We start from the raw sequence: 24,176 nt of genomic DNA on the forward strand, positions 1-24,176 counted from the left end.
CGTGGATGGACGAGCGTGTCGCGTCCTCCTGAGCCGGGGGCGCCGGGTGGGGGCGGCCCGGGTGGCCACGGTGCTTGCGCGGAGAGGGCCGCCAGTGCGGTGGTAGGGGAACCGGAACGCCGGATCATCTCCTGGCGTCGTCTGGGGGTGTCGCTCGTCGCGGGCACCGCGGCTGGGGTCACCGCGGCCCTGCTCGGCCCGGTCCAGCTGGCGATCCTCGTTGGCTGGGCCGTCGCCGCGTCGGTCGTACTGGGGTGGGTCTGGCGCATCGGCTGGCCGCAGGGCCAGCGGGGCACCAAGCGCCTGGCGGAGGAAGAGGGACGGTCCCACGTCACGGACACGGCGGTTCTCGTCGCGGCCGTGGCCAGCCTGGTCGCGGTTCTCGAGGCCGTCCTCAGCGCCGGCCGGCACGACGCGGTCGCGGTTGTGGTCGTCGTCCTCGCCGTCGTCGACGCGATTCTGTCCTGGGCGCTGATGAACACGGTCTTCGCCCTCAAGTACGCGCGGCTCTACTACGCGGGCGACGACGGCGGCATCGAGTTCCACCAGGACGAGCCGCCGGTGTACAGCGATTTTGCGTACGTCGCGTTCACCGTCGGCATGACGTTCGCCGTTTCCGAGACCCGGCTGGCGACCACGCAGATTCGCAAGGTCGGTCTGGGGCACGCACTCCTGTCCTACTTGTTCGGAACCGTGGTGATCGCCGTCGCCGTCAGCCTGCTGACCAACCTGTGAGAGTGCGCGGGAGGTGGGTAGAGCACAGGGGGACGGCGCTGCAACCGGGGAGTTCGCCCGACCATCGTGTAGCTGATCGACGCCGCCGTGCGGCCGACCGAAGAAGGAGATGGCATGCGTGCAGAGGATCTGTCAGGAGCGGATGCCGCCGTGTACCGCGCCGTTGCCGAGCGGGAGGTCAGCGCAGGCGCGCCCCATCTGCAGGACATCGCCCGTCAGGCCGGGCTGAGCCTGGAGGCGACCCGGACGGCCGTTCATCGGCTCCTGCACAGCGAGCCGAAGATCCTGCACGAGGTCCCTGACACCAGCCCCACCGACCTGGGGCCGGTCTACGAACTCGCGCCCCGCACCTGACACCTTGCGGAGGTCCCGGGCCTCCGGACGGACAATCCGGTCATTCGGGTCGGCGTCGCGCGCCGGTGCCCCTATCCCTCGCGGGGAGTGCGCATGTGCTCGGCGACGCGCGGAGGTGCGTCCGTCCGCGCCTGCTCGGCGGCCAGGCCGGAGGGGCGCCCGGGGGTCGGGTCCACTCGCACCGAGCGCACGACCTCCGCGCGGCTGCGGTACTCGACCGGTGGCATGGCCCGCAGGCTCCGGAGCACCTCGTCGGGCGCCCCCGACCGCTCGGCAGCGCTCAGGAGAGCGTCCTTGTCCGCCGGGTAGTCGACATCGGCCAGGTAGTCGAGCACCTGCTCCGGGGTGATCGAGTCGGCCACTACTGCGCCCCGACCGTGCGGACCGGAGCGGATCCCATGAACTCCTCGTACTGCACGTGCCCTCCTCGTGGGAGGCGAATGCCCCCGCTGCGGCTCCCATCGAAGCCCCGGACGAGGCGCGTATCCATCGGGAGAACTGCCGATATCTCTCCGCCCCACCCTCCGGGTTCCGTCGGTGCCCGCCCGGCCGATCCGAGGAAGATGGGCAGTTCTGCCGTCGCCGCCGGGCCCCGGCCCGAGGACCATGGAGCACCGGCGGCCGGACGGGCACGGGCGCGGGCGATCCCTCAGCGGCTCCGCACCGTGATGCCGTGCCACCCACGCCGGCGGTCGCGTCTGTGCGGCGAGGGGAGGTGACCGCGTGCTCCATCTGGTGTCACGGGCGGTCTGCACCCGCCACCGGAGCCTCGCGGGCTACGGGCGGTGACTCCCGTGGACGAGCCGATGCAACTGCTGCCGGCCCGGGAGCAGATGGCGTTCACGCTCGGCTTCCACATCATCCTGGTGCCGTTCGGGATGGCGTTCACGGTGCTGATGCTGATTGCGGAGTACCGGGGCATCAGGCGGGGGGACGACGTAGCGCTCCTGCTGGCCCGTCGATGGTCGCAGGTGGCCGCGGTCCTGTTCGCCGTCGGCGCCGTCTCGGGGACCGTGCTCTCGTTCGAGCTCGGCCTGCTGTGGCCCGGGCTGATGGGCCGCTTCGGCGCCGCGTACGGCATCCCCTTCGCGGTGGAGGGACTCTTCTTCTTCCTCGAGGCGACCTTCGTGGCGATCTACATCTACGGGTGGGACCGGCTCCGCGGGTGGACGCATTTCTGGAGCGGGGTGCCGGTCCCGCTGGCCGGGATCGGGGGCACGTGCTCGGTGGTCGCCGCGAACGGGTGGATGAACGAGCCGGCCGGAGTGGTGCTGCGCAGCGAACAGGTGGTCGCCGTGCATCCCCTGCAGGTCTTGTTCAACGGAGCCTTCTGGTTCGAGGCGCTGCACATGTTGCTTGCGGGCTACATGGTCGCCGGCTTCGTCGTCGCCGGCGTCTACGCCGTCGGCCTGCTGCGCGGGCGACGGGACCGCTACCACCGACTGGGGCTCACCATCCCGTTCACGGTGGCCGCCGCGGTGACGCCGCTGCAGATCGTCGTCGGCGACGTCGCCGCCCGGGAGGTGTTCCACCGGGAGCCGGCCAAGTTCGCCGCGATCGAGCTCCTTCCGCGTACGGACGACCACGTTCCGGAGGTGCTGGGAGGGGTGCTGGTCGACGGGCAGCAGCGCTACGGGCTGCCCGTCCCGTCGGCCGCCTCCCTCCTGGCGGGTTTCTCCCCGTCGACGGTGATCAGAGGGCTGGACACGGTCCCGGTGGACGTGCGGCCCCGCGACGACCTCGTGTCGATGGTCCACCTGTCCTTCGACGTCATGGTCGGGATCGGATTCCTCCTGCTGGCGCTGTCGCTGTGGTTCGCCGTGTCGTGGTGGCGGCGGCGCAGCTCCCCGGTCAGCCGGTGGTTCCTCCGGCTCACCGCGATCGCCGGGGTGCTGACGGTGATCGCACTGGAGGCCGGCTGGGTGACCACCGAGGTGGGCGGCAACCCTGGACGGTCGTCGGTCTGCTCCTCACCCGCGACGCGGTGACGACCACCGGCAACCCGGGCCGTTGTTCGTGGGCACTCTGACGCTCTACGCCGCAGTGGGCTACGGCACGGTGACGGCACTACGGCTGCTGCGACGGCGTTGGGCCGGGCAGGCCGAGCCGGACGGCGACGCCGACGTCCCCTACGGCCCCTCACCGACCCGGGAGCATCGGGCCTCCTCGATCGGCGGCCGGTCGTGAGCACGTTCGCGGCCGTCGTCCTGTTCATCGGCGTTCTCGCCTACGCCGTCCTCGGTGGCGCCGACTACGGTGCCGGGTTCTGGGACCTCACCGCGGGCGGCGCAGCGCGGGGTCGGCGTCCCCGCCACCTGGTGGACGAGGCGCTGGCTCCCGTGTGGGAAGCCAACCACGTGTGGCTGATCTTCTGCCTGGTCATGCTCTGGACCGGCTTCCCGCAGGCGTTCACCGCGATCACGACGACCCTGTACATCCCGCTCGGGCTGGCCGCGTTGGGCGTCGTCGTGCGCGGCTCCGGCTTCGCCTTCCGCTCGGTGATGGTTCGGACCGACCGGCAGCGGGTCGCCGGCGCCGCGTTCGCGGTGTCCTCGATTCTGGTGCCGTTCTTCCTCGGGACGGTCGCGGGGGCCATCGCATCGGGGCGGGTCCCGTCCGCCGGCAACGGGGACGCGGTGCACAGCTGGGTCAACCCGACCTCGTTGCTCGGGGGTGTCCTTGCCGTGCTCGCAGCCGCCTTCGTGGCCGGCGTCTTCCTGACCGCCGAGGCGAGCCGCCGCGGCGACGCGGAACTGGTCGGTTGGTTCGCCCGCCGGGCCCGGCTCGCCGCGGGGGCGGCCGGCGCCGTGGCGCTGGCCGGAATCGGCATCCTCCGCGCCGATGCGCCCCGGCTCTTCCACGAGCTGCTCACCCGGGGACTGGCGCTGGTCGTGCTGTCGGCAGCCCTCGGACTCGTCACCCTCGTGTTGTTGCGGCGCCTGCCCCCGTGGGTGCTGCACGGTCTCGCCGCGGGTGCTGCGGCGACGGTCGTCCTGGGCTGGGGGGTCGCGCAGTACCCCTACCTGCTGGGCACCCACCTGCCGATCGCTGCCGCCGCGGCCCCGATCCCCACGCTGTCCGCCCTGACCGTGGTCGCCGCCGCGGCGCTGGTCCTCGTGGCGCCGTCCCTGGGGCTGCTGTTCGTGTTGCAGCAGCGCGGGCGTCTGGGCAAGTCCTCGTAGCCGCACGTCCCGGGGCGTACCGGATGACGGCTCGGTGGCGAGGAGGAAGCGGCGGAGCGCGACGCCGATCTCGGACGCGCCGCCCCATCGGCAGAACGACCGATTGCCGTCGGCGGGGCGAAGGACGAGCGTGGACGGCACACTGCCGCGGACTTCGATGCGGCCACCGCGCAATCGGCGGCTCACCGTTGAACTCTCTCCGACAGGAGGAACCCGTGCCTCTGAAGGACCCGACCGGCTCGCGAGGGGGTGCCGCTGCCCACCCGTGGTCTCCCGGTAGCCCCGACACCTCGGCCCGCTCGGCCCGGCGGACCGTCGCCTCCTACACCAGCTACGCCGACGCCGAGCGTGCGGTCGACCGGCTCGCCGACCTCGACTTCCCGGTCGAGCGGGTCGCCATCGTCGGCCAGGACCTGCAGACCGTCGAGCAGGTGACCGGAAAGCTGGACTACCCCACTGCCGCCTGGCGGGGTGCGGTGAGCGGAGCCGTCCCGGGCGCGCTGCTCGGCTGGATCTTCGGACTCTTCGGCTGGGCAAATCCGTTGGTGAGCGCGCTTCTGCTGGCCCTCTACGGACTGCTCATCGGGGCGGTGATCGGAGCGGTCATCGCGGTGATCGTCTACGCGCTGCAGGGAGGTCGCCGGGACTTCGCGTCGGTGACGTCCATGCGTCCCCAACGATTCGAACTGGTGGTCGACGACGAGGTGGCCGACCAGGCTGCCCGGCTGCTCACAGAGGGGGTCTGAAGATGGCGCGCGCGGTGGGTATCGATCTCGGGACGACGAACTCGGTCATCGCCACCTGGGAGGGGGGTGAGGCCTCGGTCGTCCCCAACGCCGAGGGAGCTCGCACGACGCCGTCGGTGGTGGCGTTCACGGAGAACGGCGAGCGTCTGGTCGGCCAGTTGGCCCGTCGGCAGGCGATCCTCAACGCCAAGGGAACGATCTACTCGGTCAAGCGGTTCGTCGGCCGCAGGTTCGAGGAGGTCGAGGACGAGGCCGGTCAGGTCACCTATGACGTGGTCCCCGACGCGAACGGGCTCGCCCGGATCAAGGTGCGGGACAAGTTGTATGCGCCGGAGGAGATCTCCGCGCTGATCCTGCGCAAACTCGCCGACGACGCCGGACGGCACCTCGGCGAGCGGGTCACCGAAGCGGTGATCACCGTCCCGGCCTACTTCAACGACGCGCAACGGACCGCGACCCGCGACGCGGGGAAGATCGCCGGTCTCGAGGTCCTGCGGATCATCAACGAGCCGACTGCTGCGGCGCTCGCCTACGGGATGGACAAGGGCCAGCACGAGACGGTGCTGGTGTTCGACCTGGGCGGCGGGACGTTCGACGTCAGCGTCCTCGACGTCGGCGACGGCGTCGTCGAGGTGCGTGCCACCGCCGGTGACACCCACCTCGGAGGTGACGACTTCGACCGACGGATCGTCGACCACCTGGCCGAGGAGTTCCAGAAGGAGAACGGCATCGACCTGCGGAAGGACCCGCAGGCGCTGCAGCGGCTGTACGAGGCCGCCGAGAAGGCGAAGGTCGAGTTGAGCTCGGTCAGCCAGACCCAGGTCAACCTGCCCTTCGTCACCGCGGACGCCAACGGGCCGAAGCACCTGACGATGACGCTGATGCGCTCGAAGTTCGAGCAGCTCACGGCGGATCTCGTGGAGCGGACGATGGGGCCGGTACGTCAGGCCATGTCCGACGCCAAGGTCGGGGCGGACGACGTCGACGAGGTCATCCTGGTCGGCGGGTCGACCCGGATACCGGCGGTGCAGGCGCTCGTGCGCCGGCTGACCGGTGGCAAGGAACCGAACATGACCGTCAACCCCGACGAGGTCGTGGCGGTCGGCGCCGCGATTCAGGCCGGGGTGCTCAAGGGCGAGGTCTCTGACGTCCTCCTGCTCGACGTCACGCCGCTGTCGCTGGGGGTGGAGACCCAGGGCGGGCTGATGACCAAGATCGTCGAACGAAACACCACGATCCCGGTCCGGCGCAGCGAAGTCTTCTCGACGGCCGCGGACAACCAGCCCGCGGTCGACGTCGTCGTGCTGCAAGGCGAGCGCGAGCGCGCGGCGGACAACCGGGTGCTCGGCCGGTTCCAGCTCACCGGCATCCGGCCGGCCCCGCGCGGGGAGCCGCAGATCGAGGTCGTCTTCGACATCGACGCCAACGGAATCCTCAACGTGACGGCCCGCGACAAGGACACCGGCGCCGAGCAGGGCATCACGATCTCCGAGAGCACCAACCTGGACACCGCCGAGGTCGAGCGGATGGTCACGGAGGCCGAGCGGAACAGGGCGTCGGACCAGCAACTCCGGCAGGAGGTCGACGCGCGCAACCAGCTGGACACGGTCGCCTATCAGGTGCAGCGCCGGCTCGACGAGCTCGGCGACTCCGCTCCGTCGCACGAGCGCGCTCGGGCCGAGATGCTGGTGACCGAGGCCCGGCAGGCGGTGGCAGACCAGGCGCCGCTCGATCGAGCCCGCGAGTTGACCGGCGAGCTGCAGCAGGTGCTGGCGGGGCTCCAGGCGGCCTCGACCGACGATGCCGCGGACGTCGGCGATGCAACGGCCGGTGAGAGCGTGGCCGCGGACGACGACGTCATCGACGCCGAGTTCGACCGGAAGTGAGCCTCTGGCGATGGGAGAGCCCGGACCGAAGGTGCCGTCCGCCCGGCCGGACGGTGGAGCGGGTGCGGACGCGGACGTCGCCGAGGCACGGCCGCACCCGGAGGGTGGACCTCCGCGGGGGCCGGCGCCCACGCCGGCGGACGGCGCGACGGCGGGCCCCACGCAGCGCGCGGTCGATGCCGCCGAGGACCGCTGGCGGCGCGCCGCCGCCGACCTGGACAACCTGCGCAAGCGATACGCACGGGAGGTCGCGCGCGAGCGCGAGATCGAGCGGGAGCTCGTCACGTCGGCGTTCCTACCTGTGCTCGACACCATCGATCGCGCGCTCGAGCACGCCGCGGCGGACCCGGAATCGATCGTCGAGGGCATCCGCACCCTCCGTGAGCAGGCCCTCGCCGTCGTCTCGGGACTCGGCTACGGACGGGAGGACGAGGCCGGAGTGCCGTTCGATCCGGCGCGGCACGAGGTGGTGGGGGTGGTGGACGCCGACGGGGCCGGGACCCCGCCCGGTTCGGTGGCCTCCGTCGTCCGGCCCGGCTACGGGGCCCCCGGGCGCCAGCTCCGACCAGCGGCCGTCACCGTGGCTCAGCGGCAGGGGAGCTGACCGATGCCCCGCGACTTCTACGACGTACTCGGGGTGTCCCGTGACGCAGGCCCCGAGGAGGTTCAGCAGGCGTTCCGGCGGTTGGCGCGACAGAACCATCCGGACGTGAACAAGGATCCGGGAGCGGAGGAGCGGTTCAAGGAGATCAACGAAGCGTACTCCGTGCTGTCGGACCCGGAGCTCCGCAAGCGCTACGACCGTTTCGGGGAGGACTTCCGGCGGGTTCCCGAGGACTGGGAGGAGCGCGTCGGTGCCGGGGCGGGCGGATTCGGTGGCCGGGCCGGTCGTGGTCGCCGGGCGACCTGGACCGCGGAGGGCGCCGACGTCGGCGGGGGGTTCGGTGGCGGGGGCTTCGACGGCATCGACATCGAGGACCTCCTGGGAGGCATGTTCGGCGGCCGTGGCCGCGGCCCGCGTGCGGCCCGCGCTGCGGGAGCGGATCAGGAGGCCGAGCTTCCCCTCACCGTGGAGGAGGCCTATCACGGCGGGCGGAAGGAGATCACGCTCAACGGCCCGGAGGGCCCGCGCAGCTACACGGTCACCATCCCACCCGGCGTCACCGACGGCCGGCGGATCAGGCTGGCCGGCGAGGGAGGGCGGGGGCTCGGCGACGGCGCGGCCGGAGATCTTTACCTGGTGGTGCGGCTGTTGCCGCACCCGCTCTTCCGCGTGCAGGGCCGGAACATCCACGTCGACCTGAAGCTCGCCCCGTGGGAAGCGGCCCTCGGCGCGACCGTCCCGGTCGCCGCGCCCGGGGGCGAGACCAAGGTGACCGTGCCTTCCGGCTCCTCGTCGGGACGACGCCTCCGGCTGCGTGGGCAAGGCATGCCGGACCCGGCCGGGCACCCGGGCGACCTGTTCGCCGAGATCAAGATCATGGTGCCGGCACGGCTCAGCGAACGCGAACGCGAGCTGTACTCCGAACTCGCCACGTCGTCGACGTTCGATCCGCGCCGCGCCACGACCGACGACGCGAGGGGACGCCGATGAACCAGCAGAGTCGTCCGTCCGATTACCCGCTGGTCCGGAGCCCGAGATCCGCCCTGCTCGACGACGAGGAGTTCGCCCGGCGCTGTGGCCTGCACCCCGAGCTGGTGCGGCGCTTCTGGGCGCTGGGGCTGATCCCGGCCGCGCGTCACGTCGACGGAACGCTCTGGTTCAGCCCGACGCAGGTACCGGCCGTGGCGCGGCTGCAGCGCCTGCACGCCTCCCTGCCGCTCAACTACGCCGCCCTCGGACTCGTGTGCGACCTCCTCGACCGGATCAGAGACCTCGAGACCGCCCTGCGCGTTCGCGGGCGCACCGAACCGGTGCGACGACGCACCACCGCCCACCGACCGACCGCCACCCGACCGGAGCGGAGTCAGCGATGGACCTGAACCGCCTGACCCAGAAGTCCCAGCAGGCACTGTCCGAGGCGCAGGACCTGGCCACCCGCGCGGGCCACACCGAGGTCGACGGCGAGCACCTGCTGGCCGCACTCCTCGACCAGCCGGAGGGGTTGGTGCCCCGCCTGCTCGGGGAGATGGGCGTCGATCTCCGGGCGCTGCGCTCCGATCTGGAGGAAGAGCTCGCGCGCAAGCCTCGCACGACCCGGCCGGGGGCCCAACCGGGCCAGGTCGCGGTCACCCAGCGGCTGGCGAAGGTGCTCGACGTCGCCGACCGCGAGGCACGGCGGATGAAGGACGAGTACGTGTCGGTCGAACACCTGCTCGTGGCGCTGGCGGAGGAAGGGTCCGCCGGCGGTGCGGGCCGGGTCCTCGCCCGCCACGCCGTCACCCGCGAGGCGTTCCTCGCCGAGCTGACACGGGTACGTGGCAACCAGCGCGTCACCTCCGCCACTCCGGAAGGGTCGTACGAGGCCCTGACGAAGTACGGGACGGACCTGGTGGAGTCGGCCCGCTCCGGTCGGCTGGATCCGGTGATCGGCCGCGACGCCGAGATCCGCCGGGTCGTCCAGATCCTGTCCCGGAAGTCGAAGAACAACCCCGTGCTGCTCGGCGAGCCCGGAGTCGGCAAGACCGCCATCGTCGAGGGCCTGGCCCAGCGCATCGTCGACGGGGACGTCCCCGAAGGCCTGCGCGAACGCACCATCTTCGCCCTGGACATGGGGCTGCTCGTGGCCGGGGCGAAGTACCGCGGCGAGTTCGAGGAACGGCTGCAGGCGGTGCTGTCGGAGGTCAAGGCGGCGGAGGGCCGGATCCTGCTGTTCGTCGACGAACTGCACAACGTCGTCGGCGCAGGGGCATCCGAAGGATCGATGGATGCCGGCAACATGCTCAAGCCGATGCTCGCCCGCGGTGAGCTGCACATGATCGGTGCGACCACACTGACCGAGTACCGCAAGCACGTCGAGAAGGACGCCGCGCTCGAGCGCCGGTTCCAGCCGGTCTTCGTCGACGAGCCCACCGTCGAGGACTCGGTGTCCATCCTGCGCGGGTTGCGCGAGCGGTTCGAGGTGTTCCACGGCGTCCGGATCCTCGACGGCTCGTTGATCGCGGCGGCGACGCTGAGCCACCGCTACCTCACCGACCGGTTCCTGCCCGACAAGGCCATCGACCTGGTCGACGAGGCGTGCGCCCGGCTGCGCACCGAGATCGACTCCATGCCCGCCGAGCTCGACGAGATCACCCGCAAGGTGATGCGGCTGGAGATCGAGGAGGCGGCGCTCGCCCAGGAGGAGGACGCCGCATCCCGTGCGCGGCTCGACCTGCTCCGCCGTGAGCTGGCCGACCTGCGCGGCGAGGCCGACGCCATGCGCGCGCAGTGGAACGCCGAACGGCAGGCGATCAAGCGGGTCCAGGAGCTACGGGCGGAGCTGGAACAGGTCCGCCATGACATCCAGGAGGCCGAGCGCGCCTACGACCTCAACCGGGCCGCGGAGCTGCGCTTCACGAGGCAGGCCGACCTCGAGCGCAAGCTCGAGGCCGAAGAGCGTCGGCTCGCCGAGAAGCAGGGCGAGCACCGGCTGCTGCGCGAGGTGGTCACGGCGGAGGAGATCGCCGAGATCGTCTCGGTGTGGACCGGAATCCCGGTCGCGCGGCTGACCGAGGGCGAGCGGGAGAAGCTGCTGCGCCTCGACGAGGTGCTGCACCGGCGGGTGGTGGGCCAGGACGAGGCGGTCCAGGCGGTCGCGGACGCGATCATCCGGGCCCGGTCCGGGGTGAAGGACCCGCGTCGGCCGACCGGCTCGTTCATCTTCCTCGGCCCGACCGGCGTCGGGAAGACGGAGCTGGCCAAGGCGCTGGCCGAGGCGCTGTTCGACTCCGAGGACAACATCGTCCGGATCGACATGAGCGAGTACCAGGAGCGGCACACCGTGTCGCGGCTGGTCGGCGCCCCGCCCGGCTACGTCGGCTACGAGGAGGGCGGCCAGCTCACCGAGGCGGTCCGCCGCCGTCCGTACGCCGTCGTCCTCTTCGACGAGATCGAGAAGGCGCACCCGGACGTCTTCAACACACTGCTGCAGGTCCTCGACGACGGCCGGCTCACCGACGCGCAGGGGCGCACCGTCGACTTCCGCAACACCGTCATCATCATGACGTCGAACATCGGGTCGCAGTACCTGCTCGACGGGGTCACCGACGACGGCCGGCTCACGCCGGAGGCACGTGATCTCGTGCTGGCCGAGCTGCGGGCTCATTTCCGGCCCGAGTTCCTCAACCGGGTGGACGACACCGTGCTGTTCACGCCGCTGAGCCAGGGCGAGATCGAGAACATCGTCGAGCTCATGCTGTCCGACCTGCGCGTGCGGCTCGCCGAGCGCAACATCACTGTGGAGATCGGCGACGGCGCCCGTCGCTTCATCGCGCAGGAGGGCTACGACCCGGTGTACGGGGCCCGTCCGCTGCGCCGGTTCATCGCGCGGGAGGTCGAGACCCAGGTCGCCCGCGCGCTGCTGCGCGACGGGGCACTCGAGGGGTCCACCGTGCGGGTCGACGTGGGCGGCGACCAGCTCGTCGTCTCCCACGAGCCCATCGGAGCCCAGGCGTGAACGCGCCGGCGACGGCGCGGACGAGCATCATCGTCTGCCCGCACTGCGGGAAGCGGAACCGGGTGCCGGTGTCCGCGGGCTCGGTGCCGAAGTGCGGCAACTGCCACGAGCGCCTGCCCTGGATCGCAGACTCGGGCGACGACGACTTCGCCGAGGTCGCGGAGCGGGCTCCGGTCCCGGTGCTCGTGGATCTGTGGGCGACCTGGTGCGGCCCGTGCCGGATGGTGAGTCCCGCCCTCGAACGGCTGGCCACCGAGCGAGCCGGTGAGCTCAAGCTGGTCAAGGTCGACGTCGATCGGGCGCCCCGCCTCTCCCAGCGGTTCCAGGTGCAAGCCGTCCCCACGCTGATGGTCCTGCGGGACGGCGAGGTACTCGCCCGGCAGCCCGGAGCCGCTCCGGAGCCGGCGTTGCGAAGCTGGCTGGACCAGGCACTGCAGTCGAAGGGAACCGAGGACCGATGACCGCTCCGGCAGGGCTCGACCCGCACCTGGCCTTCGTCCGTGACGACGTCAAGCCGCGCACGCCCGAGGGATGCCAGGAGTGCCTGCGGATCGGGTCCCCCTGGGTCCATCTGCGGCTGTGCCTGACCTGCGGGCACGTCGGCTGCTGCGACCAGTCCCCGGGCAGGCACGCCCGCCGGCACGCCGGGCTCGTCGGCCATCCGATCATCCGGTCGTTCGAGCCGGGCGAGGACTGGCGGTGGTGCTTCGTCGACGAGGCACCGGTGTGACCGCCCGGGAGCCGGCCGACCAGAAGAGCCACGGTGTCGAGCAGCTGCTGGCCGACGTGCCGCCCGGGGAGACGCCGGACGTGTCCGGGGCCTTTCCCCGCCTCGAGGAGACGCGCCTCCGGGAGCTGGAGGCGTGGGGGGAGCGTCGGCCCACGACGCGCGGGGACGTGCTCGTCGCCGAGGGCGAGGCGGAGGACACCTTCTCCGTGGTGCTCTCCGGCCGGGTCGCCGTCGTCGAAGCGCTCGGCACGCCCGACCAGCGGGTGGCGCGGTTGCACGGGCCCGGCCGCTTCCTCGGCGAGCTCGGTGTCCTCACGCGGCAGCCGGCCTTCCTGAGCGAGGTCGTCGTCGACCCGGGGGAGGTCCTGGCGGTTCCGGTCGACCGGCTGCGTGCCCTCGCGGCGCGGGACCACGGCTTCGGCGATCTCGTGCTGCGGGCCTACCTCGTCCGACGATGGCTGGCGCTGGGCGAGGGCGTCGGGTTCCGGATCATCGGCTCCAGGTACTCGGCCACCACCAGGCAGCTGCGCGAGTTCGCCGCCCGCAACCGGCTGCCGCACCGGTTCCTGGACCTGGAGACCGACCCGACGGCCGAGCAGCTGCTCCGCTCCCTCGGGCTCGGTCCCGGCGACACGCCGATCGTGCTGTACCGGGACCGGCTGCTGCACAACCCCTCGACCGCGGAACTCGCAGCGGCGTTCGGGCTGCGCGACCTCGGTGACGGCCGGAAGATCTGCGATCTCGTGGTCGTGGGGGCCGGCCCTGCCGGGCTCGCGGCGGCTGTGTACGGCGCCTCGGAGGGCCTGGACACCGCGCTGCTCGACGGCGTCGCGCCGGGCGGGCAGGCGGCGCGGACGTCGTGCATCGAGAACTACCTCGGTTTCCCCTCCGGGATCCCCGGGGGCGAGCTGGCCGAGCGCGCCGTGTTGCAGGCGGAGAAGTTCGGGGCGCTGCGGTCCGTCCCGTCGGAGGTGGTGGGGTTGGAGGAGCGCGACGGGAACCACGTGCTGCGGTTCGCCGACGGCGGTGAGCTGGCCACCCGCACGGTGATCGTCGCGTCCGGCGTGCGTGTCCGCCGGCTCCCGGTCCCCGGACTGGAGCAGTTCGAGGACACCTGCGTGTACTACGCGGCCACGCCCCTCGAGGCCCAGCAGTGCGTCGGAGACCCGGTGGTGGTCGTGGGTGGGGGCAACTCGGGCGGCCAGGCCGCGGTCTTCCTCGCCGGCCACGCCGCCGAGGTCCACCTGGTGGTCAGGGAGCACGGACTCGACGAGAATATGTCGCGCTACCTCGCCGACCGGATCACCCAGGACCCGCGCATCGAGGTGCATCTGCACACCACGGTGGAGGACCTGGAGGGCGAGGGTGGCCGCCTCGAGGCCGTCGTCGTGACGGACACGGTGACCGGTGAGCGGCAGCGCCTGCTCGCCCGGGACCTCATGGTGTTCATCGGGGGTGAGCCGAGCACGTCGTGGTTGCCGGACTCGGTCGCCCTGGACTCCGGTGGCTACGTGCTGACCGGGCCGGACGCGCGCCGGTCGGCGCAGAGGGGGAAGTCCGGCGGGCCCGACCCGCTGTTGCTCGAGACCAGCCTGCCCGGCGTCTTCGCAGCCGGCGACGTGCGCAGCGGCTCCGTGAAGCGGGTCGCCTCGGCGACCGGGGAGGGGGCGATGGCGGTCCGCATGGTGCACGAGCACCTGGCCACGACCCGCTGACCGACGAGCGCGAGGAGCACGGTTCGCGGTGATCGACCGGCGGGACGGCCCGGAGACGGGCCGGGGTGGGTCAGCCGGGGTGGGTCAGCCGGAGGACCCGAGCGCGGCGATCGCCGCGTCGATCCGCCGGGCGAGCTCGACGTCCATGTCGGTCACGCGGTCGAGCGAATGCGTCCAGACCTCGAAGGTGACCGCGTCCTGCAACTGCTCGGCGCGCGCGTGGTGGGTCATCTCGCGCTCGGCGCGGGCGACGGCCTCGCGCAGCGGCCGGTGGCGCTCCGGCGGGAGCACGACGGTGCGTCGCAGCCGGTGTTCGTCGCCCTCCCAGCCCTCCAGGGCAGCGAGCGCGCGGTCGATCTCGTCCCGCTCGAGCAGTCGCGGGGTCAGCCTGGTCGGCACCCCGGAACCGCGCGGCGGAACCCCTTCGTCGATGGGTGAGAACAGCTCCGCACCGTTCGGCAGTCGCCGGGCGAGGTCGCCGGCCAGTTCCGGTTCGGAGTCGGCCAGCGTGGACAGGACCGCCTGGGTGTAGAAGCGGGCCCGTTCGGCCGGACATCCGGATCGGGTGCCCACCGCGGAGATCAGGGCGGCGCCGCTGTGCAGGGCCGGCCCCCGGATCTCAGCGGCGCCCTGCAGGGAGCCGGGCAGGACCGCGGCCAACCGGTCGCGGTCGGACTCCTCCAGCGACGCGGCCACGGCGGTGATGACCGCCTCCGCCGCGCGCCGGGCCTCCTCGGTGTCGGCCGCGCCGGCCTGCTCTCCCACGGTCTGGACGAACGTCGCGTACTGGATCACCGGGCTCCTCCCGATCTGGTGCGGCCCTGCTCCTCGGGTCCCGGCCGAAGCTCGGGCGCCGGCGAACTCAGGCCATCGGTCCGACCAGCTCCCGGTACTCCTGGGGCAGCTGGGACAGGACGTCGTCGAACTCGCCGGGCGTGACCGCCTCCCGCACCGTGGTCAGGACGGCGGCGGCCCCGCTCCGCGCCTCGTCGGGCCCGACGTCCCCTCGTTCCGCGACCCGGCGCACGAACTCGTCCACGCCGAACGCCTCCGCCTCTTCGCGCGGGGCACGCAGGTCGTCCTGGAGCCCGCCCGGGAGCTGCGCGGCGAGGTCCTGGGCCTCACCCCCCGCGATGCGGTCGGCGAGCGTGCGAAGCGTGGCGTGCTCGATGCGCTCCGCTGTCTCCTCGGGCAGCCCGGCCCGCTCGGCCGTGGTCCGCGTGAACGTCGCGTAGTCCATGTCTGCTCCCGGAGGCTCCGTCGTGCGACCGCGGCTCAGACGCTAGGACCGGTCGAGGGCGCGTGGACATCGGTCGATCGGCCGATGTTGTCGCCCGGGGGACTTCCGCTCCCACGAGCCCGGCGCCGGTCCGGTCCTCCGGCCGCGGGAGGGTCGCCACGGTCGGCCAGTGCTCCGGCGCTGACTCACGCAAGCTGGCTTGCGCGAGGGGACGGAACGTAGAGGCCGTCTCGTTCCGCGCGGACGGCGGCGAGTGTCCTCGTCGGTGCGCCGAGCTTGCAGAGGACGTGCTCCAGGTGGGCGGCCACGGTCCGCGGAGCCACCACCAGCGCATGAGCGATCTCCTGGTTGGAGCACCCCTCGACCAACAGGCCCAGCACTTCCAGTTCCCGCGGGGTGAGCCCGCGAAGGTCGGTCGCCGGTGACAGCAGGGCCAGACCGGTCAGCCCCGGTGGAGTGTCCTCGGGTGCCGCCAGGGCGGTCACGCGCATGTGCCCGCCGGGGGCACGGGGGCCACCCACCGGCCAGAGGAACGAGGAGTAGACGTGGCCGTCGCCGATATGCTCGCGTGCGGCGGCCAGGACGGGGGAGCGGGCGGCCAGCAGCGCGTCCGACGGAAGGCCCGGCAGCACCTGGCAGCCTTCGTCCGCGCAGAGCAGCACGCCGGCCGTGGCCCCACGCACCAGGCGTGTGGCGGTGAGCAGTGAACGCATCGGGTCGATGCCGTGCGCGAGCACCGGCCCGAGCCGCCCGAGCCGGCGGCGTGCGACCGGGGACGGTGGGCGCCGGTCGCCGGACAGCAGCGCGAGGAAGCCGACGTGCCGCCCCGCTGGTGAGAACAGGGCGAGGGCCAGCGCCTCGTGGATCCCGGACGGGATCAGGCAATCGGCCCAGGTCGGCAGCTCCTCGGCCGGGTAGGGCAGGTCCGACGGGCTCAACGGGGGACGCGACCGATCGGTGCCGGTGACCTCGATGTCCCGCGCCATCAGCGGGCCGGAGAGGAAATCCACGGTCGGGCCGTCGAGGTCGAGGCTCGCCAGAGAGTGGTAGCCGTGGCCGAGCGGGTCGGCGAGCGCCAGCCATGCACCGTCGAACGGGACGAGCCGGCGGAGGATCTGGAGCATGGCCTGGGCGCGGTCCGAGGTGGTGCCGGCCGACGAGGCGGTCTCGGCCAGCAACAGCTCAGTGGCCTGGTGGGAGCGCATGTGTCCTCCGACGAACTCCGCGGCAGCGGCCCGATCCGGCCATCACCGAACCGCCGGCTCGAGGGGCGCGGAGAACCGACCAGGTGGTAGTCCCCCGTGCAGCGGTCTGATTACCGCCTGCGCGGTGACGTAGAACCACAGGCCTGTGAGTCCTGGCCTCACACGTCGACGCCCGGACCCCGTCTCCCGCGGTAGCCTGCCCTGTGGAATTGCGGCAGCTCCGGTACTTCCTCACCGTGGCCGAGGAGCGGCGCTTCTCCGCCGCCGCGCGCCGGTTGCACATCGCCGCGCCGTCGCTCTCGCAGCAGATCCGTGCGCTGGAGCGGGATCTGCGCGTCACGCTCTTCGAGCGCACTCCGCGCGGCGCCGAGCTGACGCCGGCGGGGCACGTCCTGGCCGAGCGGGCGCGGGTGATCCTGGCCGAGGCCGAGCGGGCCCGCCTGGACGTGCGATCCGCGGGGCCGCACCCTCGGGAGCAGCTCGCCCTGCGGATCTGCACGATGGCGGAGCGGGTCCTCGACGGCCCGCTGCGAACGGTGGGCCTCGCCATCTCGGGCGCCGAGGTCTTCGCCACGTCCAGTCCGGGGGACGATGCCGTCGAGGCGGTCCGGCAGGCGCGGGCCGACGCGGCCGTCGTCTGGAGCCGGCCGCGGGAGCACCGTGACCTCGAGGGTGTCGTCCTCGGTTCGGTGCTGTTCGGCCTCGTCCTGCCCCTGGGGCACCCGCTCGCCGACCGGGCGCAGATCCTGGTGGCGGGTCTCGCTCACGAGCCCGTGGTGATGTTCCCGTTGTCTCCCTTCGCCGGCATCTGGCAGCGCACGGTGGACCACCTGCTGCCGAGCGGAGCGCGGCAGGGGCAGGTCGTCGTCGAGTCGGACCTCATCAACAGTCCCGAGGCGATGGTGCGGGCGGTCGCAGCGGGGTCCGGCGTCGCCCCCGGGATCCTCGGGGTCGCCGAACACATGGGTGTCCGCGGGATCGTCGTGCGGCCGCTCGATCCCCCGTTGTCCCTCGACCTGGAGGTCGTCTGGCGTCGGCCGGCCCGCCCCGCCGTCCGCAGCCTCGTCGACTTCCTCGTCGAGGCGGTCGACGACCCGAAGGTCCTCATCTCGGCCCCTCGTCGCCCCCCCGGGGCGGAGGTGGTCAGGGCTTCAGGACCACCTTCTCGCAGTCGTTCGCCTTCCTGATCGTCCGGCAGCACGGCGGCAGCCCAGTTCCCCGAGGAACTCGACATCCGAGCACAGCAGCGGCTTGACCTGTGTGTCGAAGTACTCGCGCTCGGCCGGCTCCCGGAGCTTGGCGGCCATGCGCAGCGGCACGCCCGCCGCCCGGGCCACGAGGGCGGCGAGCAGCACCTCGTGACCGGCGCGGACCGGTCCGCGGGCCGGCCGGTCGACGACCGACTCCGTGCCGCCGTAGGCGGGTTCCCTGCCATCGGCAGAGCGACCCATCCCGCGACGGCCGTCGCCCGCACTCCGGGCACGCTCCCCGACATCCGCTCGCTCGGGACGGACACCGAGATCGGCATGTCTGCCAATACCCAGGCCCACGCTCCGCCGGGTGGACTGAGGGCCCCACCCGCGCCCGGAGCGGGAGGGCGGACCCGAGAGGGAGGCAGCGTGAAAGCAGTGGTGTACGAGGGGCCGCGGCAGGTCAGCGTCAAGGAGGTACCGGACGCCAAGATCGAGCGACCGACCGACGTCCTGGTGCGGATCACGTCGGCGAACATCTGCGGCTCGGACCTGCACATGTACGAGGGCCGGACCGACTTCGAGACCGGTCGCTGGTTCGGGCACGAGAACCTGGGCCAGGTGGTCGAGGTCGGCAGCGGCGTCGACAAGGTCCAGGTGGGGGAGTACGTCGTCCTGCCGTTCAACATCGCGTGCGGACACTGCAAGAACTGCGAGCGCCAGCTCACGAACTACTGCCTGACCGCGCAGCCCGAGCCGAACATGGCCGGCGCCGCGTACGGCTTCGCCGACATGGGCCCGTACGGCGGAGGACAGGCCGAGCTGCTGCGCGTGCCCTGGGGTGACTTCAACTGTCTGCGGCTGGGGGAGGACGCCGAGCAGCGACAGACCGACTACGTGATGCTCGCCGACATCTTCCCGACGGGCTACCACGCCACCGAGATGGCCGGCGTGCAGCCCGGCGACCAGACGGTCATCTACGGCGCCGGACCGGTCGGGCTGATGGCCGCCCTCTCGGCGACGATCCGAGGGGCCGGCAAGGTGATGGTCGTCGACCGGCACCCCGACCGGCTGCGGCTGGCCGAGTCGATCGGCGCGATCGCCATCGACGACTCGAAGGTCGATCCGGTGCAGGCCGTCCTCGACGAGACGATGGGGCTGGGCGCGGACAACGGGTGCGAGTGCGTCGGCTACCAGGCGCACGAGCCCGACGGGCAGGAGCAGGCCAACCTGACGATGAACCGGCTGGTCGCCTCGGTGCGCTTCACCGGGAAGATCGGCAACGTCGGCGTCTTCGTGCCCCAGGATCCCGGGGCCGGTGACGAGCTGGCGAAGCAGGGCAAGCTCGCCTTCGACTACGGCATGTTCTGGTTCAAGGGCCAGCACATCGGCAGCGGCCAGGCGCCGGTCAAGCGGTACAACCGGCAGCTGCGCGACCTGATCGCCGGGGGCAAGGCCGAGCCGTCGTTCATCGTGAGCCACGAGCTGCCCCTTGACCGCGCGCCGGAGGCCTACGAGCACTTCGACAAGCGGGACGACGGCTGGACGAAGGTCGTCCTGCACCCGGCGATGGCGGGGGCGGGTGCCTGAGACATGGCCGGAGAGCTGAACGGACGCCGGATCGCCATCCTCGCGGCCGACGGGGTGGAGCGGGTCGAGCTGGAACGGCCGCGGCAGGCCCTGGACGACGCCGGCGCCCGCACCGTCGTCGTCTCCATCACCGGCGGCGAGATCCGGGCGCGCGACAACGACCTCGAGGACGCGGGCACCTTCGCGGTCGACCAGCTGGTCGGCGGGGTGTCGATCGGCGACTACGAGGCGCTGCTCCTGCCGGGTGGGACGGTGAACCCGGACAAGCTGCGGATGGAACCCGCCGCGGTGCAGTTCGTCCGGGACTTCGTCCTGTCGGGCAAGCCCGTCGCCTCGATCTGCCACGGCCCGTGGAACTTCGTCGAGGCCGACGTCGCGCGCGGCCGCCGGCTGACCTCGTGGCCGAGCATCCGCACCGACCTGCGCAACGCCGGGGCGGAGGTGGTCGACGAGCAGGTCGTCACGGACGGCAACATCACGACGAGCCGATCGCCCGACGACCTGCCGGCCTTCTGCGAGCGCATCGTGCAGGAGTTCGCCGGCGCCCCGCAGTCGGCCGGCGCAGGTCGGGCATGACCTCCTCCATCGGGAATGTGGCGTCCCTGGCCGTCCGCGCCGGCGAAAGCGTCGTCCGCCAGGTGTGGTCGGCCGTCGAGCCGTCCCCTGGTCGACCGGCCGGCGCGGGCCAGCCGGAGTCCGGGTGGCTCGTCGTGACCGTGCTCGGCGAGCCGTCCGACATCGACACCGCGAAGTTGCCCGCACCCCTGGCCGACTTCGGCGAACAGCTCGAGGTCCGCGTCCGCGCGGCCGCCGACGCCAAGGGAACCGAGCTCGGCGCCCGGCTGCGCACCCAGCCCTCCGGCAGCGCTCTCGGTCGGCTGAGTGGCAGCGACCCGCAGGCCGACCTGCGCTCCGCGCTCCGTCGGGCCAAACAGCTCATCGAGGTGGGTGAGGTGCTGGCGGTGGACCCCGCACCGCACGGCGAGCGGACGGCGACCCCCGGCGGGGCGCTCCTGGAGATGTGGACCAAGGTGGCGCCCAAGGCGGGTGTGCGGTGAAGGCGGTGACCTGGCGCGGGGTCAACGAGATCGGCGTCGAGGACGTGCCCGAGCCCACGATCCTCAACCGTCACGACATCATCGTCGAGGTGGGACTGAGTGCGACCTGCGGCTCGGACCTGCACCTGGTGGGCGGCTACATCCCTGCCATGCGCGCGGGGGACGTGCTCGGGCACGAGTTCATGGGCAGGGTCGCCGAGGTCGGGCCCGGTGTCACGAAGCATCAGGTGGGCGACCGCGTGGTGGTGGTCTCCTTCGTCAGCTGCGGGCAGTGCTGGTACTGCCGGCAAGGACTGTGGTCGCTGTGCGACAACGGCAACCCCGACCCGGGGATCACCGAGGCGCTGTGGGGCCAGTCCATCGGCGGCTGCTACGGGTACTCCCACGCGATGGGCGGTTGGGCGGGTAGCCACGCGCGCTACATCCGGGTGCCCTACGCCGACCAGGGGGCCTTCGCCATTCCTGACGGCGTCTCCGACGAGCGGGCGCTGTTCGCCTCCGATGCGGTTCCGACCGGCTGGACGGGGGCGCACCAGGCCGAGGTGCGGCCGGGTGACGTCGTCGCGGTGTGGGGGGCCGGCGGCGTGGGCCAGATGGCCGCCCGCGCGGCCCTGATCATGGGCGCCGAGCGGGTCGTCGTCATCGACCGGTACGACAACCGGCTCGAGCAGGTCCGCACCCACATCGGGGCGGAGACCCTCGACTACGAGGAGGTGAACGTCCCCGCCGAGCTGCGCGAGATGACCGGTGGTCGGGGACCGGACGTCTGCATCGAGGCGGTGGGCATGGAGGCGCACACCCCGGGTCCACAGCATCTCTACGACCAGCTCAAGCAGCAGATGCGGCTGCAGACCGACCGACCCGCGGCGGTGCGCGAGGCGATCTACGCGTGTCGCAAGGGCGGGACGGTGTTCACCCTCGGCGTCTTCGCGGGCCTCGTGGACAAGTTCCCCCTGGGTGCGGTCATGAACAAGGCGCTGACCCTCCGTGGCGCCCAGCAGCACGGGCACCGCTACATCCCCGAGATCCTCGACCACATGAGCAGGGACGAGGTGAGGACCGAGCACCTCGCCACCCACGTGATGTCTCTCGACGACGGGCCCGAGGGCTACCGGATGTTCAAGGACAAGGAGGACGGGTGCGTCCGGGCCGTGTTCCGCCCGGGTGGGTGAGGCGCTGACCTGCGACCGCCCCGGCACCGAACCTGACGACAGGTCGGCGCCGGGGCCTCGCCGGCACACGTGTGGGACGGCGTGGGGGTGGTACTCGCTCCCCTCGTTGCAGTCCCTCTCGTCTGCAACGGCTTGTGTCGACCGGACTCAGGGTCCCGAGGAAGCTCGATGGATCTGACAGCGACGACGACGGTGCGCAGATCTCTACCTGATGTGTACGCGTTCTGGCGTCTTCTGGAGAACCTGCCGACGTTCATGGAGCACCTCGACGAGGTGCGGACGACGGGCGAGAGGACCAGCACATGGGTGGCGAGCGCCCCGTTCGACCGCAAGGTCGAGTGGGACGCCGTGCTGATCGAGGACGTGGCGAACGAGCGGATCGGATGGCGCTCGGCCGAGGAGGCCGAGGTGTCGAACCGGGGCACGGTGTCCTTCGTCCTCGCGCCCGACGGGGGGAGCACCGAGGTACACGTGCACCTGGTCTACGACATCCCCGCGGGGAAGTTGGGCAAGGCCGTCGCCGAGTACTTCGGGGAGGAGCCCCATCAGCATCTCGACGACGACCTGCGCCGGCTCAAGCAGGTCCTGGAGGCCGGTGAGGTCGTGCGCTCGGACGGCGCGCCGTGGGGCAAGCGGGCTCGCAAGGAGTTCCCGCAGCGCCCGGCACAGCCCTTGACGACCGAGGAACGGCAGGAGGTGCTGGGGGTATGAGGGCGACCTGCTGGGCCGGCCGCAACGAGGTCGAGGTCCGGGACGTGCCGGATCCGGCCATCCTGAACAGCCGCGACGCAATCGTGCGGATCACCTCGACGGCGATCTGCGGATCGGATCTGCACCTGCTCGACGGGTACGTGCCGACGATGCAGGACGGCGACGTCATGGGCCACGAGTTCATGGGCGAGGTCATCGAGGTCGGCACCGGTGTCGATGCGGCGCGACTGCGGGTCGGCGACCGCGTGGTGGTGCCCTTCCCGATCGCCTGCGGTGCGTGCGGGGCCTGCGCGGCGCAGCTGTACTCCTGCTGCGAGAACAGCAACCCGAACGCCGGGATCGCGGAGAAGATGTTCGGCCACCCCGTGGCCGGGTTGTTCGGCTACTCGCATCTGACCGGCGGGTTCGCCGGTGGACAGGCGCAGTACGCGCGCGTCCCCTTCGCGGACGTGGGACCGGTGAAGATCGAGTCCGAGATGGCCGACGAGCAGGTGCTCTTCCTGTCCGACATCTTGCCCACCGGCTACATGGGTGCCGAGATGTGCGACATCCAGCCCAGCGACGTGGTCGCCGTGTGGGGCGCGGGTCCGGTCGGCCAGTTCGCCATGGACAGCGCCCGCGTGCTCGGCGCCGCTTCGGTGATCGCGATCGACAAGGAGCCGTACCGGTTGCGGATGGCCGAGGAGGCCGGGCACATCCCGGTGAACTTCGAGGAGGTCGACGTCCGGTCCCGGTTGCTGGAGCTCTCCGGCGGTCGTGGCCCGGACAAGTGCATCGACGCCGTCGGGTTGGAGGCCACCCACGGCAGCGCGCACATTCACGCCTTCGACCGGGTGAAGCAGGCCGTACGGTCGGAGACCGACCGCCCGCACGCGTTGCGTCAGGCGATCTTGTCCTGTCGTAGCGGCGGGATCGTGTCCGTGATCGGGGTGTACGGCGGGATGGTCGACAAGTTCCCGGCCGGGGCATGGATGAACCGGTCGCTGACCCTGCGGACGGGTCAGTGTCACGTGCAGCGGTACATGACGCCGCTGCTGCGGCGGATCGAGCGCGGCGAGCTCGACCCGACGCGGGTCATCACCCACCGCCTGCCCTTGGAGGAGGCACCCCGGGGCTACGACATCTTCAAGAACAAGCAGGAGGACTGCGAGAAGGTCGTCCTCACACCCTGACGGGGACCGCCGCCGCCCCCGGGGGGTGGCGACAGGGGCGGTCCCACCCACCGCCACGATGAGACAGAGGAAGCGACTCTCCGGGAGTCAGCGGGTGAGTGCGGGCAGCGCGGGTAGTCCTGCTGCATGACCAGTCGTCGAGGCCGCGAGGGGTGCGGCCGTGCCGGGTGTGGTCGCACTGAGCCGGATGCCACGCGGGCTCGCCGATCGGATCGCCGCGCAGCCGCCGGCCGGCTCGAGATCCGAGTGGGCCCGGGCTCGGGGCCCTACGCGTGCGCCGCCGGGCGCGGCGGGCCGTCGTGCACCTCGTACGGGCCCTCACCGGGCACGAACACCGCTCCGACGGAGACCCCCCGGACATCCCACAGTTGAGCCCACCGCGCCACATCAGCGCCGGCACGACACCGACGCACATCTCGCCCTGGTCGGGCTACGCGGCAGGTTGCGGCTACTCGCCGGGCCGCCCGCGACATCTTTCGACGGCCGCGAGCGCGTGCACGACTGCCGGCCCTGACCACCGTCGTCACGGCCTGACCCCTGGCGGAACGGAGCGGCGACATGGACGACCGAAGCCGGGCGATACTGGGTCACATGGCGTGGCGGCTCATACAACCCGAGTGGCCTACTCGTTGTCGTCGTGAGCTCGATGATCTTCATTGGGTCGCCTATGCCGTGGAGCGGGAGCAGCAGTCGGCCTCCGCGGCGGGTGTGGCGGCCTGCCTGGGTTGGGTTCGTGGCGGGCGGGTTGCTCCTGTCACGGAGCGGGATGAGTCTCCGGTGACGCGTGAGTTGGCGATGGCGGAGATGTGGGCGTGCGCGGCGGCTGCGACTCCCGAGGTCCCTCCGCCTCCGTTGGAGGAGATCTGCGCCGGCTCGGGGTGCGGAACTGGCC

Annotated in this window: 26 protein-coding genes; 21 read left to right on the forward strand and 5 right to left on the reverse strand. The window is 71.9% G+C overall.

The window, feature by feature from the left end; translation table 11 throughout:
* The first annotated feature begins 147 nt into the window (after nucleotides 1-147).
* Entirely contained in the window at nucleotides 148-735 is a 588-nt protein-coding gene (locus tag ACL02T_RS22980) for a DUF1345 domain-containing protein (protein ID WP_412832816.1), read from the forward strand.
* Nucleotides 736-849: 114 nt separating this feature from the next.
* A complete protein-coding gene (locus ACL02T_RS22985; RefSeq protein ID WP_412832817.1) occupies nucleotides 850-1,089 on the forward strand; it encodes a hypothetical protein in 240 nt (79 codons plus the stop codon).
* Between the two features lie 71 nt (nucleotides 1,090-1,160).
* Here the strand turns inward: ACL02T_RS22985 and ACL02T_RS22990 are convergent, their stop codons facing one another.
* The gene (locus ACL02T_RS22990) at nucleotides 1,161-1,451 is read right to left on the reverse strand and encodes a DUF2795 domain-containing protein (protein WP_412832818.1); all 291 of its coding nucleotides are present in this window, start codon (nucleotides 1,449-1,451) and stop codon (nucleotides 1,161-1,163) included.
* A gap of 432 nt (nucleotides 1,452-1,883) precedes the next feature.
* Between ACL02T_RS22990 and ACL02T_RS22995 the strand changes: the two genes are divergently transcribed.
* The 12 genes from ACL02T_RS22995 (at nucleotide 1,884) to ACL02T_RS23050 (ending at nucleotide 13,946) form a co-directional block, all read left to right on the forward strand.
* Nucleotides 1,884-3,077 carry a cytochrome ubiquinol oxidase subunit I gene (locus ACL02T_RS22995; RefSeq protein WP_412832819.1) on the forward strand — a complete coding sequence of 398 codons (1,194 nt, stop codon included), beginning with the start codon at nucleotides 1,884-1,886 and terminating at the stop codon, nucleotides 3,075-3,077.
* Nucleotides 3,078-3,105: 28 nt separating this feature from the next.
* Nucleotides 3,106-3,276, forward strand: coding sequence for a hypothetical protein (locus tag ACL02T_RS23000; protein WP_412832820.1), 171 nt, complete (start codon nucleotides 3,106-3,108; stop codon nucleotides 3,274-3,276).
* The gene (locus ACL02T_RS23005) at nucleotides 3,273-4,271 is read left to right on the forward strand and encodes a cytochrome d ubiquinol oxidase subunit II (protein WP_412832821.1); all 999 of its coding nucleotides are present in this window, start codon (nucleotides 3,273-3,275) and stop codon (nucleotides 4,269-4,271) included. Before ACL02T_RS23000 ends, ACL02T_RS23005 begins: the two co-directional genes overlap by 4 nt.
* Nucleotides 4,272-4,486: 215 nt before the next feature.
* Complete coding sequence (locus ACL02T_RS23010) at nucleotides 4,487-5,017, forward strand: general stress protein (RefSeq protein ID WP_412832822.1); 531 nt, start codon at nucleotides 4,487-4,489, stop codon at nucleotides 5,015-5,017.
* 2 nt (nucleotides 5,018-5,019) lie between these two features.
* Nucleotides 5,020-6,903, forward strand: coding sequence for a molecular chaperone DnaK (gene dnaK, locus ACL02T_RS23015; protein WP_412832823.1), 1,884 nt, complete (start codon nucleotides 5,020-5,022; stop codon nucleotides 6,901-6,903).
* Nucleotides 6,904-6,913: 10 nt separating this feature from the next.
* Complete coding sequence (locus ACL02T_RS23020) at nucleotides 6,914-7,507, forward strand: nucleotide exchange factor GrpE (RefSeq protein WP_412832824.1); 594 nt, start codon at nucleotides 6,914-6,916, stop codon at nucleotides 7,505-7,507.
* A 3-nt stretch (nucleotides 7,508-7,510) separates the two neighbouring features.
* Complete coding sequence (locus ACL02T_RS23025; protein ID WP_412832825.1) at nucleotides 7,511-8,497, forward strand: DnaJ C-terminal domain-containing protein; 987 nt, start codon at nucleotides 7,511-7,513, stop codon at nucleotides 8,495-8,497.
* Entirely contained in the window at nucleotides 8,494-8,886 is a 393-nt protein-coding gene (locus tag ACL02T_RS23030; RefSeq protein ID WP_412832826.1) for a chaperone modulator CbpM, read from the forward strand. Before ACL02T_RS23025 ends, ACL02T_RS23030 begins: the two co-directional genes overlap by 4 nt.
* Nucleotides 8,877-11,501 (forward strand): ATP-dependent chaperone ClpB, encoded by a 2,625-nt coding sequence (gene clpB / locus ACL02T_RS23035; RefSeq protein WP_412832827.1) that lies wholly within the window; start codon nucleotides 8,877-8,879, stop codon nucleotides 11,499-11,501. Before ACL02T_RS23030 ends, clpB begins: the two co-directional genes overlap by 10 nt.
* Complete coding sequence (gene trxA / locus ACL02T_RS23040) at nucleotides 11,498-11,962, forward strand: thioredoxin (RefSeq protein ID WP_412832828.1); 465 nt, start codon at nucleotides 11,498-11,500, stop codon at nucleotides 11,960-11,962. The genes clpB and trxA overlap by 4 nt, the downstream gene beginning before the upstream one ends.
* Nucleotides 11,959-12,231, forward strand: a complete 273-nt coding sequence (locus tag ACL02T_RS23045) for a UBP-type zinc finger domain-containing protein (protein WP_412832829.1) — start codon at nucleotides 11,959-11,961, stop codon at nucleotides 12,229-12,231. Before trxA ends, ACL02T_RS23045 begins: the two co-directional genes overlap by 4 nt.
* Nucleotides 12,228-13,946 (forward strand): FAD-dependent oxidoreductase, encoded by a 1,719-nt coding sequence (locus ACL02T_RS23050; protein ID WP_412832830.1) that lies wholly within the window; start codon nucleotides 12,228-12,230, stop codon nucleotides 13,944-13,946. Before ACL02T_RS23045 ends, ACL02T_RS23050 begins: the two co-directional genes overlap by 4 nt.
* 84 nt (nucleotides 13,947-14,030) lie before the next feature.
* Here ACL02T_RS23050 and ACL02T_RS23055 read toward each other — a convergent pair whose 3' ends face one another.
* The 3 genes from ACL02T_RS23055 to ACL02T_RS23065 all read right to left on the reverse strand — a co-directional run bounded on the left by ACL02T_RS23055 (nucleotide 14,031) and on the right by ACL02T_RS23065 (nucleotide 16,391).
* On the reverse strand, nucleotides 14,031-14,741 hold the full coding sequence (locus ACL02T_RS23055) for a DUF2267 domain-containing protein (protein WP_412832831.1): 711 nt from the start codon (nucleotides 14,739-14,741) through the stop codon (nucleotides 14,031-14,033).
* A 67-nt stretch (nucleotides 14,742-14,808) separates the two neighbouring features.
* Nucleotides 14,809-15,186 (reverse strand): DUF2267 domain-containing protein, encoded by a 378-nt coding sequence (locus ACL02T_RS23060; protein ID WP_412832832.1) that lies wholly within the window; start codon nucleotides 15,184-15,186, stop codon nucleotides 14,809-14,811.
* 185 nt (nucleotides 15,187-15,371) lie between these two features.
* Nucleotides 15,372-16,391 carry a helix-turn-helix transcriptional regulator gene (locus tag ACL02T_RS23065; protein ID WP_412832833.1) on the reverse strand — a complete coding sequence of 340 codons (1,020 nt, stop codon included), beginning with the start codon at nucleotides 16,389-16,391 and terminating at the stop codon, nucleotides 15,372-15,374.
* Nucleotides 16,392-16,594: 203 nt separating this feature from the next.
* Here ACL02T_RS23065 and ACL02T_RS23070 point away from each other — a divergent pair, with 203 nt between their 5' ends.
* Nucleotides 16,595-17,578, forward strand: coding sequence for a LysR family transcriptional regulator (locus ACL02T_RS23070; RefSeq protein WP_412832834.1), 984 nt, complete (start codon nucleotides 16,595-16,597; stop codon nucleotides 17,576-17,578).
* Here the strand turns inward: ACL02T_RS23070 and ACL02T_RS23075 are convergent.
* Nucleotides 17,543-17,842: a hypothetical protein gene (locus tag ACL02T_RS23075; protein WP_412832835.1), complete on the reverse strand. Its 300-nt coding sequence runs from the start codon at nucleotides 17,840-17,842 to the stop codon at nucleotides 17,543-17,545. The two genes, ACL02T_RS23070 and ACL02T_RS23075, sit on opposite strands and share 36 nt — an antisense overlap.
* Nucleotides 17,843-18,010: 168 nt before the next feature.
* Between ACL02T_RS23075 and ACL02T_RS23080 the strand changes: the two genes are divergently transcribed.
* The 6 genes from ACL02T_RS23080 (at nucleotide 18,011) to ACL02T_RS23105 (ending at nucleotide 23,284) form a co-directional block, all read left to right on the forward strand.
* Nucleotides 18,011-19,171 (forward strand): glutathione-independent formaldehyde dehydrogenase, encoded by a 1,161-nt coding sequence (locus ACL02T_RS23080; protein ID WP_412832836.1) that lies wholly within the window; start codon nucleotides 18,011-18,013, stop codon nucleotides 19,169-19,171.
* A 3-nt stretch (nucleotides 19,172-19,174) separates the two neighbouring features.
* Nucleotides 19,175-19,747: a type 1 glutamine amidotransferase domain-containing protein gene (locus ACL02T_RS23085; protein WP_412832837.1), complete on the forward strand. Its 573-nt coding sequence runs from the start codon at nucleotides 19,175-19,177 to the stop codon at nucleotides 19,745-19,747.
* The gene (locus tag ACL02T_RS23090; protein ID WP_412832838.1) at nucleotides 19,744-20,229 is read left to right on the forward strand and encodes a hypothetical protein; all 486 of its coding nucleotides are present in this window, start codon (nucleotides 19,744-19,746) and stop codon (nucleotides 20,227-20,229) included. The genes ACL02T_RS23085 and ACL02T_RS23090 overlap by 4 nt, the downstream gene beginning before the upstream one ends.
* Nucleotides 20,226-21,401, forward strand: coding sequence for a zinc-dependent alcohol dehydrogenase (locus ACL02T_RS23095; RefSeq protein WP_412832839.1), 1,176 nt, complete (start codon nucleotides 20,226-20,228; stop codon nucleotides 21,399-21,401). Before ACL02T_RS23090 ends, ACL02T_RS23095 begins: the two co-directional genes overlap by 4 nt.
* Nucleotides 21,402-21,569: 168 nt before the next feature.
* Nucleotides 21,570-22,112: an SRPBCC family protein gene (locus tag ACL02T_RS23100; RefSeq protein ID WP_412832840.1), complete on the forward strand. Its 543-nt coding sequence runs from the start codon at nucleotides 21,570-21,572 to the stop codon at nucleotides 22,110-22,112.
* Nucleotides 22,109-23,284 (forward strand): zinc-dependent alcohol dehydrogenase, encoded by a 1,176-nt coding sequence (locus ACL02T_RS23105; RefSeq protein WP_412832841.1) that lies wholly within the window; start codon nucleotides 22,109-22,111, stop codon nucleotides 23,282-23,284. The genes ACL02T_RS23100 and ACL02T_RS23105 overlap by 4 nt, the downstream gene beginning before the upstream one ends.
* The last annotated feature ends 892 nt before the right edge of the window (nucleotides 23,285-24,176 follow it).

Origin of the sequence: Pseudonocardia oceanicola (assembly GCF_047200735.1) — a bacterium.
Classification (GTDB): domain Bacteria; phylum Actinomycetota; class Actinomycetes; order Mycobacteriales; family Pseudonocardiaceae; genus Pseudonocardia.